The sequence below is a fragment of the Mesorhizobium sp. M1163 genome (assembly GCF_040318415.1).
Classification (GTDB): Bacteria; Pseudomonadota; Alphaproteobacteria; order Rhizobiales; family Rhizobiaceae; genus Mesorhizobium.
This window is the reverse complement of record NZ_JAMYMF010000019.1, coordinates 49,008-61,126: the sequence shown is the minus strand read 5'-3', so window position 1 is coordinate 61,126 and position 12,119 is coordinate 49,008. Positions and strand designations below refer to the sequence as shown.

Annotated in this window: 18 protein-coding genes; 13 read left to right on the top strand and 5 right to left on the bottom strand. The window is 62.6% G+C overall.

Going from position 1 to position 12,119, the window contains the following annotated elements:
• Nucleotides 1-27: 27 nt before the first annotated feature.
• On the bottom strand, nucleotides 28-822 hold the full coding sequence (locus tag NKH43_RS18880) for an NIPSNAP family protein (protein ID WP_352859400.1): 795 nt from the start codon (nucleotides 820-822) through the stop codon (nucleotides 28-30).
• A gap of 84 nt (nucleotides 823-906) precedes the next feature.
• On the opposite strand from NKH43_RS18880, the gene NKH43_RS18875 reads away from it, so the two are divergent.
• Complete coding sequence (locus tag NKH43_RS18875) at nucleotides 907-1,566, top strand: LmrA/YxaF family transcription factor (protein WP_352859399.1); 660 nt, start codon at nucleotides 907-909, stop codon at nucleotides 1,564-1,566.
• Nucleotides 1,567-1,627: 61 nt separating this feature from the next.
• Here NKH43_RS18875 and NKH43_RS18870 read toward each other — a convergent pair whose 3' ends face one another.
• Nucleotides 1,628-2,221, bottom strand: coding sequence for a hypothetical protein (locus NKH43_RS18870; RefSeq protein WP_023722740.1), 594 nt, complete (start codon nucleotides 2,219-2,221; stop codon nucleotides 1,628-1,630).
• A 119-nt stretch (nucleotides 2,222-2,340) separates the two neighbouring features.
• On the opposite strand from NKH43_RS18870, the gene NKH43_RS18865 reads away from it, so the two are divergent.
• Entirely contained in the window at nucleotides 2,341-3,471 is a 1,131-nt protein-coding gene (locus tag NKH43_RS18865) for a metallophosphoesterase (protein ID WP_352859397.1), read from the top strand.
• 66 nt (nucleotides 3,472-3,537) lie between these two features.
• On the opposite strand, the gene NKH43_RS18860 is transcribed toward NKH43_RS18865, so the two are convergent.
• Nucleotides 3,538-3,717, bottom strand: a complete 180-nt coding sequence (locus tag NKH43_RS18860) for a CsbD family protein (RefSeq protein WP_352859395.1) — start codon at nucleotides 3,715-3,717, stop codon at nucleotides 3,538-3,540.
• Between the two features lie 148 nt (nucleotides 3,718-3,865).
• On the opposite strand from NKH43_RS18860, the gene NKH43_RS18855 reads away from it, so the two are divergent.
• Nucleotides 3,866-4,534, top strand: coding sequence for a glutathione S-transferase family protein (locus NKH43_RS18855; protein ID WP_352859393.1), 669 nt, complete (start codon nucleotides 3,866-3,868; stop codon nucleotides 4,532-4,534).
• 82 nt (nucleotides 4,535-4,616) lie between these two features.
• Nucleotides 4,617-5,372 (top strand): SDR family NAD(P)-dependent oxidoreductase, encoded by a 756-nt coding sequence (locus tag NKH43_RS18850; RefSeq protein ID WP_352859392.1) that lies wholly within the window; start codon nucleotides 4,617-4,619, stop codon nucleotides 5,370-5,372.
• Nucleotides 5,373-5,391: 19 nt separating this feature from the next.
• Here NKH43_RS18850 and NKH43_RS18845 read toward each other — a convergent pair whose 3' ends face one another.
• The gene (locus tag NKH43_RS18845) at nucleotides 5,392-6,243 is read right to left on the bottom strand and encodes a LysR family transcriptional regulator (RefSeq protein ID WP_352481751.1); all 852 of its coding nucleotides are present in this window, start codon (nucleotides 6,241-6,243) and stop codon (nucleotides 5,392-5,394) included.
• A 97-nt stretch (nucleotides 6,244-6,340) separates the two neighbouring features.
• Here NKH43_RS18845 and NKH43_RS18840 point away from each other — a divergent pair, with 97 nt between their 5' ends.
• The 7 genes from NKH43_RS18840 to NKH43_RS18810 all read left to right on the top strand — a co-directional run bounded on the left by NKH43_RS18840 (nucleotide 6,341) and on the right by NKH43_RS18810 (nucleotide 9,877).
• On the top strand, nucleotides 6,341-6,802 hold the full coding sequence (locus NKH43_RS18840; protein WP_031195259.1) for a RidA family protein: 462 nt from the start codon (nucleotides 6,341-6,343) through the stop codon (nucleotides 6,800-6,802).
• A 181-nt stretch (nucleotides 6,803-6,983) separates the two neighbouring features.
• Nucleotides 6,984-7,637: an SDR family oxidoreductase gene (locus NKH43_RS18835; protein ID WP_352859391.1), complete on the top strand. Its 654-nt coding sequence runs from the start codon at nucleotides 6,984-6,986 to the stop codon at nucleotides 7,635-7,637.
• 429 nt (nucleotides 7,638-8,066) lie between these two features.
• On the top strand, nucleotides 8,067-8,276 hold the full coding sequence (locus NKH43_RS18830; RefSeq protein WP_010915421.1) for a cold-shock protein: 210 nt from the start codon (nucleotides 8,067-8,069) through the stop codon (nucleotides 8,274-8,276).
• Between the two features lie 414 nt (nucleotides 8,277-8,690).
• On the top strand, nucleotides 8,691-8,915 hold the full coding sequence (locus tag NKH43_RS18825) for a hypothetical protein (protein WP_352859390.1): 225 nt from the start codon (nucleotides 8,691-8,693) through the stop codon (nucleotides 8,913-8,915).
• On the top strand, nucleotides 8,915-9,322 hold the full coding sequence (locus NKH43_RS18820) for a hypothetical protein (RefSeq protein ID WP_352859389.1): 408 nt from the start codon (nucleotides 8,915-8,917) through the stop codon (nucleotides 9,320-9,322). Before NKH43_RS18825 ends, NKH43_RS18820 begins: the two co-directional genes overlap by 1 nt.
• A 1-nt stretch (nucleotide 9,323) precedes the next feature.
• Nucleotides 9,324-9,488: a hypothetical protein gene (locus NKH43_RS18815; RefSeq protein ID WP_023722752.1), complete on the top strand. Its 165-nt coding sequence runs from the start codon at nucleotides 9,324-9,326 to the stop codon at nucleotides 9,486-9,488.
• 71 nt (nucleotides 9,489-9,559) lie between these two features.
• Nucleotides 9,560-9,877, top strand: coding sequence for a YkgJ family cysteine cluster protein (locus NKH43_RS18810; protein WP_502906494.1), 318 nt, complete (start codon nucleotides 9,560-9,562; stop codon nucleotides 9,875-9,877).
• 29 nt (nucleotides 9,878-9,906) lie between these two features.
• Here the strand turns inward: NKH43_RS18810 and NKH43_RS18805 are convergent, their stop codons facing one another.
• Nucleotides 9,907-10,827, bottom strand: a complete 921-nt coding sequence (locus tag NKH43_RS18805; protein WP_352481745.1) for an AraC family transcriptional regulator — start codon at nucleotides 10,825-10,827, stop codon at nucleotides 9,907-9,909.
• A gap of 170 nt (nucleotides 10,828-10,997) precedes the next feature.
• Here NKH43_RS18805 and NKH43_RS18800 point away from each other — a divergent pair, with 170 nt between their 5' ends.
• Together NKH43_RS18800 and NKH43_RS18795 are read left to right on the top strand one after the other, a co-directional pair.
• On the top strand, nucleotides 10,998-11,417 hold the full coding sequence (locus tag NKH43_RS18800; RefSeq protein WP_352859387.1) for a nuclear transport factor 2 family protein: 420 nt from the start codon (nucleotides 10,998-11,000) through the stop codon (nucleotides 11,415-11,417).
• A gap of 86 nt (nucleotides 11,418-11,503) precedes the next feature.
• The gene (locus NKH43_RS18795) at nucleotides 11,504-12,115 is read left to right on the top strand and encodes a LysE family translocator (RefSeq protein WP_352859385.1); all 612 of its coding nucleotides are present in this window, start codon (nucleotides 11,504-11,506) and stop codon (nucleotides 12,113-12,115) included.
• Nucleotides 12,116-12,119 lie beyond the last annotated feature (4 nt).

The following is a 12,119-nucleotide window of genomic DNA, read 5'->3' as shown; positions in this document are numbered from 1 at the left end:
CACATAGGTGGCTTTCAACGGCGTTGGTCACGCCGGCGTTGGCTGTCCGAGCAGCGATCGCGCCGTCGGCGCCAGGCGCAGAACCTCCACGGGCCTGGCGAATTCCCACCGCGCGGCCTGCTCCAATTTCTGCCATCTCGGGAAGGCAGCCAAGGCTGCCTCATGGCGGGCATGCGCTTCGGTGCTGTCGAAACCCGTGATGCTGATGAAGACGTTTTCGCCGGCTCGCACCGGCAGCCGCGGAAAGCTGTTTTCGGCATGTTCGGTAACGAAGGCGGCGAGCGGCGACGCGCCAAATGCGGCGAGCACCGGAAGGGCCGCGGTCTGGAAGTCGTTGGCGAAACGGGCTTCCAGGCCCGGTTGCAAATGATGAATCCTGATGACAACAATTGCCTGCAAATCGCTGCTTGCGCTCGGCTTTTCGAGATCCGGCAGGGTTGCCCGCTGCGATCCCGAGAGATCGAGGCCGGCGCCCGGCCAAGCCGACTTCAGCAGCAGCACGTCGTCGGAATCGATCATCGTGGCGTTGGCGGCGTTGCGCCAGGCCGCCCAGACCGGCCCGTCATAGAAGGCGGCCAGCGCATGCTTCCGCGCGATCATGCCGTCGAAGCCGCGCAACCAGACGAACATATCTGGCCGGTCGAGGTCGCGGAACTGGCCGATGATGGTCATCCCCGCAGTTTCCTGGCCCTCGATCAAATGATTGTCGAAGATGCCGATCAGCGTCTCGCGTCGGCCAGGTTTCAGCGTGTATTGCCGAAGTTCGACGACGGGCGAGGCGAGCAGATCGGATTTAGGCGCGGCATTCAAAGGCAGGTTCATCGCTCGATCTCAAAAACAGGACAGTCATCCTGTTTTACAAAACAGACCGGTTGTCCTGTTTTGTCAATCTGCTATCGTGTGGAAATGTCAGCAGAGACCACAGCCCGCCCAAAGGCGCGGGCTAAAAAACGCACCAATGACCCCGAAGGCATGCGCAAAAAGGTGCTCGATGTCGCCGAAGAGGCGTTTCAGGCACGCGGCTATCACGCCTCCAGCATGGGCGACCTGATGGCGACGGCGGGCGTCACCGGCGGCGCGCTGCACCACCATTTCGCGACCAAGAAGGCGCTGGCGCTAGCAGTCATCGAAGAGCGGGTCGCCGCCGCCGTCGAAGACACATGGATCGCGCCGGTGCGGAGGGCCGGCTCGGCGCGGGAGGGCGTGCGCGCCGTGTTCGCGGCCGTCGCGGCGGAGCTGGAGCAGCAGGGATTCGTGCGCGGCTGCCCGCTCAACAATCTGGCGCACGAACTGTCGCTTGCCGATCCGGATTTCCGCATTGCCCTTGCCGACATTTTTTCGGCCTGGCGTCAGGCGATTGCCGACAAGATCAGGGCCGACCAGCAGGCGGGCCGGGAGCAGGGCACCGATCCGCAGCGCTTCGCAGCGCTCGCCGTCGCCACCTATTCCGGCGCCATGTCGATGGCCAAGACCGCACAGGACACAAGAGTGCTGCGCGACTGCCTGATGGCCTTGGAACAGGGAGTCACGAGGCGACGTCGCAGGATACTGCACAAAGCCCCTTGACGCCGGCAGGACAGAGGCGCCGCCGTCGCTCACTGTGACCGAGGTGGGGGAGGCCGAGCTCTTAATTCGGCAGCGGCTTGATCAGCTCGTAGCCGACCACGCTTTCGGCGCTGGTGCCCTCGTCATAGCGCCTGGCCACAACTGCCTGCAAGTCGGGTGCGTAAAGCGCGGTAAACTCGTCCCGCGTCTCGCCGGCCTCGCTCCTGATCGTCTGCTTGACCGCGAGCACGGAGTATTTGCATTCACCCAGGCTGAACGTCTCCTTGCCCTTGACGTTGATCTCCAGCGTCTCGGTGCCCTTCGGCGGCTTGTTCGGTGCGAGGCGGGCAAACACGATCTTGTTCTTAGCCCCCGCCTTCAGCGGGAACACCTTCCTGAGATCGGAAAACGGGATCATCGCCAGCTGCCCCGTGCTGCTGTCGCGAAACACCTCGATCAGTCCGCCGAACAGGTACTGCGACTGCGGCGATTGCGACTGGTATTTGTTGGCAACGGCCACCATTCCGCCCGCTGCCGGTCGAAATTCGCTGTGGATGCCAGGCCTTTCGAGAATGAAGCCGGCCTTGGCCGATTTGACGTCGATGCACTCGGCGCCATGCGCTGCGCTCGTCACCGCCAGAATGGCCATTGTCATGCCGATGGATGCAGTTTTCATGCCGTCCTCCTCTGCCCGCGCAAGTTGAATGCCGAAAGCAATGCCAGACCTGGGAGAACGTGTCGACATACTTTGCGAGCAACTGGACTGCCGATCCGCGTCGTGCTGAATTTTAGCGCATGATGCATCGCATTCCCGCCCCACCGGTTTCCCGGCGCAGCTTCCTGATGCAGGCAGCGGCCCTTGCCGTGGCCGGCGCCGTTTCGCGCCCGGCCTTCGGCCAGACCGGGCAGCGCATCCCGCCGATCGACGCCACCTTCCTGTTTATCGCTGATGTCCATGCCTGCCGAATGGCGAACGGATTGAGCCCGCATTGCGAGCAGGAGGGCAAGACTGACGCTGCCTTGCTGCGCAATGTCGCCGCACTCAACGGCGTCGGTGACAGACAATGGCCGGCCGAAATCGATGGCGTTGCCACCGGCCTGCGCTCGACGGGCAAAATCAGCACGCCGCTCGGCCTCGTCGTCGGCGGCGACATCACCGACGACGGCGGCGGCCAGATCACCCAGCCCAGCGAGGGCACGCAGCTGCTTCAGTTCAGCCAGCGCTACCAGCAGGGCGTCGGCCCCGACCGCGTGCACATGCCGGTCTATGTCGGCCTTGGCAACCACGACCTCGACCAGAACGGCCCGCGCTCGCATGTCGATTGGTACCGCCGCGAAATGCGCGACTATGTCGAGGTCAACCACCGCCCCGGCGTGTTCTTCAAGCCGCCTGCGCCGGCGACCGACTACGACGTCGAGACTGACTGCTATTCATGGGATTGGGGCGGTCTGCATCTTGTCCAGACGCACCGTTTTGCCGGCGATACCGGCCATGGCGCCGCCAGCAGCCTGCCATGGCTGAAGCAGGACCTTGCCACCTATGCCGGCGACGGCCGCCCGGTCATCCTGTTCCAGCATTATGGCTGGGATACTTTTTCGATCGAAAGATGGGACGCCGCCGAGAGAACCTTCGACGACAGCGGCACGGGTCCGCCGCATTGGTGGAGCGAAGTCGACAGGCAGGCGCTGCTGGCCGTGCTGAAAGGCTACAATGTCGTCGGCATCTTCCATGGCCACCAGCACGCGACGCCGATGATCTACCACCGTGACGGGCTTGATTTGTTCAAGCCGAAGGCCGCCTTCATGGGCGGCTTTGCGTTGGCGCGGGTGACCGGAAACAGCATGGATGTGGTGCTGGGCGAAGCCGCCGGAGATCATGGCGAGGTCACCTTCACCAATGCGTACAGCAAAAGCCTGACTTTCTGACGGGTAAGAGACGGCGCAAAAAAAGGCGGCCGAGCCGCCTTTTTCCTGGTTTGCGAAGGGCAGGCGTCAAAGCGCCTTCTTCACCTTGTCCTTCACGTCGTCGTAAGCCTTCTGGATCTTGCCGGTCGCCTTGTCGACGTTGCCTTCGGCCTCGCTGCGTCTGTTGCCGGTGGCCTTGCCGGCGGCCTGCTTGACCGAGCCCTTGGCTTGCTTGGCGACGCCTGCCACCTGATCCTTGTTCACCATCGCGCATCTCCTGAACCGTTCGCCTGGAGAAACGGTCGCGGGTCGCTTAGGTTCCGGGTTCGGCCGGTCGAGTTGGGATAGCTTCCGGCCGCGAAGCCGACAGGATAGGGTGCACCAGAACGCCCGAACAGACAGGGCCGGAGGGACAATGGCTGAATTCACGCTCTTCATCGGCAACAAGTGTTTTTCATCGTGGTCACTGAGGCCATGGCTGGCGATGAAGCACCTGGACATCCCGTTCGAGGAAGGTCTTGTGCGCCTGCGCACGCCCGAGACCGCGGCCAATCTGGCCAGGATATCGCCGACCGGCCAGGTGCCGGTGCTGAACCATCGGCTGCCGGCTGGCGAGGTCCGGATCGTCTGGGAAACCCTTGCCATCCTTGAATATCTTGCCGACCTGTTTCCCGATAAGAAGCTCTGGCCGGCCGATATCGGCGCTCGCGCGCACGCCCGCTCGGCGGCGACAGAGATGCATTCCGGCTTTCGCGAGGTCCGCTATGGCTGGCCGATGAATTTGCGCCGGCCAAAAGGCCACAAGCCGCTCGACGCCGAAGGTGAGGCGCAACGGGCGCGCATCGAGGATCTGTGGCGGCAATGCCGGGAAAAATACGGCAAAGGCGGGCCGTTCCTGTTTGGCCATTTCACCGCGGCCGACGCCATGTACGCGCCGGTCGTCACCCGCTTCGACACCTATGGCGGCACGCTGGCGCCCGACACCCGCGCCTATGTCGACGCCGTGCTTTCGATGCCGGCGATGCGCCACTGGTATGCGGAGGCGGCGAAGGAGCCATGGCCGGAGCCCGGCCCCGACGAATGAGCCGAGCAACCGGCGAGCTGGTCTTCCACTTCGCGGCCCGCGGCCTATCTGAAGATCGGGCAGGGGCTTTGGAGACTTCACAATGACAGCTGTTTCTTCCGCACTGGCCGGCAAGGTCGCGCTTGTCACCGGCGCCTCGTCGGGCATCGGCGAGGCAACCGCTGTGGCGCTGGCGGCCGCCGGGGCAAAGGTGGCGATTGCCGCCCGCCGCGCCGATCGCCTCGAAGCGCTGGCCGCGCGTATCGAAAAGGCCGGCGGCACGGCACTCCGTATCGCGGCCGACGTCACCAGCAACGACGATGTCACCGCCATGGTCGACAAGGTTGTCGCCGAATGGGGCCGCCTCGACATCCTCGTCAACAATGCCGGGGTGATGCTTCTGTCGCCGGCCGCCGAGGCGGTGCTCGATGACTGGCGCCGCATGGTCGAGCTCAACCTGCTGGCGCTGATGGGTGTCACCAAAGCGGCGCTGCCGCATCTCAGGGCCGCCAAGGGTCACATCGTCAATGTCTCGTCGGTCGCCGGCCGCGTCGCCAATCCCGGCGCCAGCGGCTATGCCGCAACCAAGTTCGGCGTCGTCGGCTTTTCCGAATCGCTGCGCCGCGAAGTCTATTCCGACAAGGTTCGCGTCACCGTCATCGAACCCGGCCTGGTGCGCACCGAGCTCGGCGCCCATATCACCAATCCGGCGGCGAAGACTGGGCTCGACCAGCGGCTCGCCGCCATGGAGGCGCTGGCCGCTGAGGACATCGCCGCGGCCATTCTCTACGCCGTGAGCCAGCCGGCGCACGTCAACGTCAACGAGATCGTCATCCGCCCGACCGACCAGGAACGGTGAATGACGTCGGATCGTTTCGTTAGACTTCGAATCCCGCCCGCAGGAAATCGCCACACTCCTCGACCAGCCGGGACGGGTCCCTCGCAAGATAGACGCCGAAATCCGCCATCGGCGCCGGCGGCAGGTTGAAGCGTCCGTTGAGGCTTTGGCAGTCGGGCGGCAGTCCTTCCTGCAGCAGAAGGCCGATGCCAAGCCCGGCCCTCAGCGCCGAGATCAGCGTCGCGAAAGTCGACACGCGGCAGCCGATCTTCCAGCCGAGCCCGGCCTCGGCGAGCGAGGCCAGCATTCTGTCCTGCCAGGAGCAGGCGCCTTCGAAGATGACCAGCGGAAGCTCGACCTCGTCATCGATCTCGATCATGCGGCTTGCCGCCCAGACCAGCTGTCGTGACAGATGACCTCGCGGCGCCTTTGTGAAGCGCGCCGGATCGGCCATGACGATGTCGCATTTTCCTTCGCCCAGCGACTTGCTGAGATCGGCGCTGCTGGCCGATGTCAGCTCGATCTCCACGGAAGGATGCCGGCGGCGGAAGTCGGCAATGATCAGCGGCAGCCGTGTCACCGCCAAATCCTCGATGATGCCCAGCCGGACACGGCCGACCAGCCTGCGGCCTTCTATCTCGCGCCTGGCATCGTCGCCGATCGCGATGGCCTTGCGGGCGAAGGCGAGCAGGATCTCGCCGGCCTCGGTCAGCGTCACGCCGCGCGGCGAACGGCGCAGCAGCTCGGCGCCGACTTCACCCTCGAGGCGCTGAAGCTGCATGCTCACCGCCGCCTGGGTGCGGGCAAGTCGATCGGCCGCCCGGCTCACCGTTCCCGTATCGGCCACGGTGACGAAGGCGCGCAGCAGCCTGACGTCGATATCTCCGGTCATAAGAATTCCTGATAGCTGTGTCAGCACTATCAGGCTATCCGAAAGCCCGATCTGAATTCAAGGTCCACTCGCACCAACGGAAACAGGAGCAGCCACCTTGTCCTACAGAAGAAGATTTGAGGAGTTCGGTGTCGCCTGGCCGTCGCTCGAGCGGCCTGCTTTGCCGTTCTCGCCGACGGTTCGGGTCGCCGACATCGTCTATGTCTCCGGTCAGATTCCCGAGATCGCGCAGGAGATCGCCGCGATCGGCCAGGTCGGCAGAGAGATCGATCTGGCTGCTGCGCAGAACGCCGCCCGGCTCTGCGCGGCCAACATCGTCTATTGGCTGGACAAGGAACTGGACGGCAATCTCGACCGTGTCGTGAAATTCGCCAAGCTGACCGTCTATGTGAATGCGACGGCCGGCTTTTCGGCCTATTCGGAGGTCGGCAACGGAGCATCCGAATTTCTGCTCCATGTTTTCGGCGAGCGTGGCGAGCACGCCCGCTGCTCGCTCGGCATGGCCGGCTTGCCGGCCAATGTTCCGGTCGAAGCCGACGCTATCGTGCATGTCCGCTAGGGAAGTCGCTCGAAATAGCCAGTGAAACCAGCAGGAGGCTTGGCTTGATGGATGCAAATCTTGAGGGGCGGAGGGCGCTTGTTCTCGGCGGAGGCAAGGGCCTCGGTTTCGGCGTTGCCGAAGCGCTCGCGGCGAAAGGCGCCGAGATCACCTGGTCGGACGAGGGGAGGCGAACCTGGATGTGGCGCGGCGCGCGATCGAGGCCGCCGGCCACATCTGCTCGACCTTCAGCGCCGACCTCTCCGACCACGACAGCGTCTCCCGGCTGATCCATGCCGTCGAGGACGAGCATCAGCGGATCGACATCGTCCTGCTCAATGGCGGCGGCCCGCCGCCCTTCGCGGCTAGCGTCTTCGATGCGAGCGTCTGGGAGAAGCAGTTCACCAGCATGGTGCTGAGCCAGATGCGCGTTGCCATTTCTTTCCTGCCAGGCATGCGGGCGCGGCGCTGGGGACGCATCATCGCCGTTTCCTCGACTTCCATCCGTGAGCCGATCCCGGGCCTTACCGCTTCGAATGCGCTGCGTGCGTCGCTCGCCGGGTGGGCCAAGACGCTGGCCGGCGAAGTGGCGGCGGACGGCGTTACCGTCAACCTGTTGCTGCCTGGCCGTTTTGCGACGGACCGGACCAAACAGTTCGACGCCATGGACGCCGCCGACAGGGGTGTCGACGCTGCCGTGATCGCCGCCGAGAGTCAGGCCGATATCCCGGCAAAGCGCTACGGCACTCCCGCCGAATTCGGTGCGGTTGCAGCATTCCTGGCCAGCGACGCCGCCGCCTATATTACCGGCGTGGCTTTGCCGGTGGATGGCGGGCTCAGTCGCGGCATGGTGTGAGGAGCAGGGGGCGGCGGCGCGAATGGTCGCATCACACAGGAACGCCCCTCGTGCCTTTTATCTGCGCGGGGGGCGTCCTGGTGGTCGTCCGCCTTTTCTCAAGATCGCTCTTTCGAGAACGGCGTTCGACACCGAAAAAATGCTCCGGCGCCAAAATGGTTCCCGGCTAAGTGGTTTTTTCGGCGGGCAATAGCCCGGTTTTCGCTGTCGTATTTGCCGCCGCCGCGCATCTCCACGAGTGTTGCAAATCAAAAAATTGACACAGCGCGCAAAGAAGTCTACAAGAATTTTGTCGATGTTTGTTTGACCGACTTTTGTTATCCGCGTGCCGAGGCGCGCCTTTGACGAACTTCCCCATCAAAATCGAGACAAACGTTGTTGTGCATCCGCATGACGGCGAACGAATATTTGCCATGGAAAGGGTTCGTTATGAGCACAGGCACAGTTAAATGGTTCAACGCCACCAAGGGTTTTGGTTTTATTCAGCCTGACGACGGTTCTGCCGACGTTTTTGTCCACATCTCAGCCGTCGAGCGCGCCGGAATGCGCGACATCGTCGAGGGCCAGAAGCTTGGCTACGAGATGGTCCGCGACAACAAGTCGGGCAAGATGTCCGCCGACCAGTTGAAGGCGGCCTAAAACGGAATTCAGCCTCACCGGTGACCACGGATGTACTGGCACCGGTGAATGGCAATTCCAGCGCATGGTCGCGGGGAGGTTAAGCCCCCGCTCATGCGCATGAGAAGAACGTTTCTTTGCGCGTCTCTCGGGATGCGCGGGCGCTCTCATGGAAGGTCAGGCGGTGCCTGGCCTTTTTCATTTTTGCGCTTCGACCGCCGAAAGAGCGCTGCTCGACGGCCCGGACGTGCTAAGAGGCTGTTTCGAAATTCGCTCTGACGGCCATCAGACGGCCGTCAGAGTAGAATTTCCAAACGGTCTCTGAGGACGTTCCAGCAATTTGAAACCGGCTGCCGTATTGCTTTGTGCGGGATCCTGGCCGAAAGACCAATCTCGCCACTTTTCGGCGGCGCGCTCCGAACCGGGAGAAAGACCTTGACCGCAACTTCAAAAAGACCCCGCGACCAGGCCGAATCCATTTTTAGCAAGACGCGGACCCAGTCGATGTCGCTCGACCGCATCAATTCCGAACGGGATGCCGTCAGCCAGGCGCGCGAAGCCAAGACCGCGCGGCTGCGCGAACTGCGCCTGGAAAAGGAAGCCGATGACATGGCAGCGGTTGCGCTCGCGGCCTCGCCGAAACGCGCGGGCAAACGCTGATGGCCACCAAACGCGTGCCTCAAAAGGCGATCACCGCCGATTCGACCATCGCCGATGTCGTGGGTGAACTCGACAAGCCGGTCGAATATGTCCGGCGCGTGCTCGAAAAGCTCGAGCGCTGCCGGCGTGTCCACGGCGATGCCCAGGTGCGGCTCGGCGTGCGCGGCCGTGCCGAATGCCCCAATTATCTGATCGAATACGTCCGGGAAAACGCCAAGACGCACGAGCGCGTGACCTATCCGGACGCCGCCTACAGCGGCAGCACGCATCGCGAGCTGGCGCCCCGGCACATCGAGGAAGCCAGGAACTGGTCGCCCGAAGAAATGAACATCACGGCCGTTTCGGCGCTCATCGGCCGCCTTCGCAATCCGAATGCGCCATCATCGCGTTTCTCTGACGAGGATTGATATGGCAATCAAGTTTTCCGCCAAGGGCCAGCCGGCCGCGCCTGCTGCCGCCGTGAAGCCGGCCAAGCCGGCCGCCGCACCAAAAACCGGTGAAGCCGCCGAAGCGGGTACCGATCTGTTCAGGTCGCCGGCCGAAGCACCGCCGCGCAAGCCGAAGAAGAAATAGCACCCTTGCAGCAAAATGCCGGCCGGAAATCTGCGCCAAGGCTGCTTGCCCTGGCGGTCGCAGAGGATTTTTTGTCGCCACAAGAGGGCGCCGATCCGGTTGCCTTCGATTGCCAGACCTGTGGCGCCTGCTGCGCCTACTCGTCAAGATGGCCGCGCTTTTCAACCGAGGATGACGCGCAGCTCGACCTTGTCCCGCAAAAATACGTGGCTGCCGATGAAGCCGGCATGCGCTGCGACGGCGCGCGCTGTTCGGCACTGTGCGGCGAGGTCGGCAAGTCGACCGCCTGCGGCATCTACGAGATCCGTCCCGACGTCTGCCGCGCCTGCATGCCGGGCGATGACGACTGCCTGATGGCGCGCCTGGCTCACGGACTGCCGGTGGTGTAGTGACGGCCCTCGGGCAGTTTTGAAATTCTTCAGTCAGATGAGCGAAAGTCGCTGCGGTAGAGGCCGGGCGATCGTCCGGTCAACCGTTTGAATGCCTGTGAGAACGACGGCACCGATTCATATCCGACGGCGCGCCCGATCTCGCCAATGTTCTGGTTCGTTTCCCGCAGAGCCTTGGCGGCAAGGTTCATCCGCCATCGAGTCACATAGGACAGCGGCGGCTGTCCCACGAGTTGAGCGAAGCGACGCGCGAAGGTGGCCCGGGACTGTGCCGCGCCGCTGGCAAGGGAAGCGATAGTCCAGGGACCATCCGGCCGCTCGTGGATCAGGCGCAAAGCCTGCGCAATGCCTTTATCGCGTAAGGCGCCAAACCATCCGCCTGTTCCGAGAGGCTGATGTTCTATCCAGGCACGCAATAAGAAGATCAACGTGCTGTCGAGAAGACGTGGGGCGACAATGTCGTGACCGCCGAGATTGCTTTTTGCTTCGACCTGCAGAAGTTCCAGGGCAAGCCGCAGCGGCTCGCTGGTGTCGATCTGATTTCGGGTCAAATGGATCAGCGGTGGAAGCAGCGAAACCATCGGATATGGTCCGACGCCGTCGAGTGAATATCTCGCACAAAGAAGAGTTGTCGCGCCGCTCTCGCTTTTCGGTTCCAGTCCGCTCCGATTTGCGGAAAGGACGGCGGATATCGATGCCGTCGGTGCATCCGCCGGATTGCAAAGGGCATGCCCGATACCGCTCGCGACAAGGATGACGTCTCCCTCGCCTAAGCGGATCGGCTCCTTTTCACCGGCTAGCCGCAGCCAGCATTCGCCGTTCTGTATGACGTGGATGGCGGCATTCCTTATCGGATCGACCGAAATACCCCATGGCCGATGCAGGGTCGCGCTGCCGATCATGGCGCTGCCAAATCTCAGCGAAGCAAGAACTTCGGACAAGGCATCCATGAGAACCATCCTCCGATGATGAATCGGACAACGATATTAGACGATTGGATAAGAATCTAGCGGAATGGCATATCGACCATCTCACAAGCGTGGCTGATTATGTTGGCAATGTCGGCGTGCGGACGCTCCTGTTCACACCAGGCAGAAGCAGGCACCTCACGGAGCAAAACATGCGTGACGAACCATCAAATCCAGTTACAGCCAAGAGTTATAATTCGCTCGAGACCAACAAGACGATCGTCCTGGACTTCATCGACAAAGCAGTAAACCAGGGCAACATCGAAGCTGCTTCGATGCATTTTGGCGAACGCTACATCCAACATAATCCGAACATTGCGGATGGTGCGGACGGCTTCAAAGCCTATCTGCAGCAGCTCAAACAGTCATTTCCCCTCGTGAGGGGAGAGGTGAAGCGGATTTTTGCCGAAGGGGATTTCGTCATCGTGCACATGCACGCAAAACGCGAACCCGAAGAGGAGGGCTTGGCCATCGTCGACATTTTCAGGCTGAACGAGAGTAAGCTAGTCGAACACTGGGAAGTTCGGCAGCCCATCGCGGATAGCAAGCTGCACGCCAATAGCATGATCTGAATGCGGATAGGCTCTCAGGCTGGCTTGTGCCCGCACGTTTCGCTGATTACGCTGCCGGCGGCAGGGCCAGCACCGGGAGACCATCTGTGAGCATCGAATTCCTGTTGACGTCGCTGATTGTCGTGGCTTCGCCCGGCACTGGCGTTCTCTATACGCTGAGCGCCGGGCTTTCGCGTGGTGCGCGTGCCAGCATCATTGCCGCTTTCGGCTGCACGCTCGGCATCATTCCGCATATGGCGGCCGCCATCACCGGCCTCGCGGCTCTGCTGCACACCAGCGCCGTCGCCTTCGAGACGCTGAAATATCTCGGCGTCGCCTACCTGCTCTACATGGCCTGGAACACGCTGAAGGAGAAGGGCGGCCTGAGCGTCGACGAAAATGTCGCGCCGCGCTCGGCCGGCAAAGTGATCACTTCGGGCATCCTCATCAACATCCTCAATCCGAAGCTGTCGATCTTCTTCTTTGCCTTCCTGCCGCAATTCGTCAGCACCACCGAATCGCATGCGCTGTCGAAGATGCTGGAGCTCAGCAGCGTCTTCATGCTGCTCACCTTCGTGGTCTTTGTCGGCTACGGCATCTTCGCGGCGTCGATCCGCAGCCATGTCGTGTCGCGGCCAAAGGTGCTGGCCTGGATGCGCCGCACCTTCGCCGGTGCCTTTGTCATGCTCGGCGCCAAACTGGCGCTGGCGGACCGGTAGACAG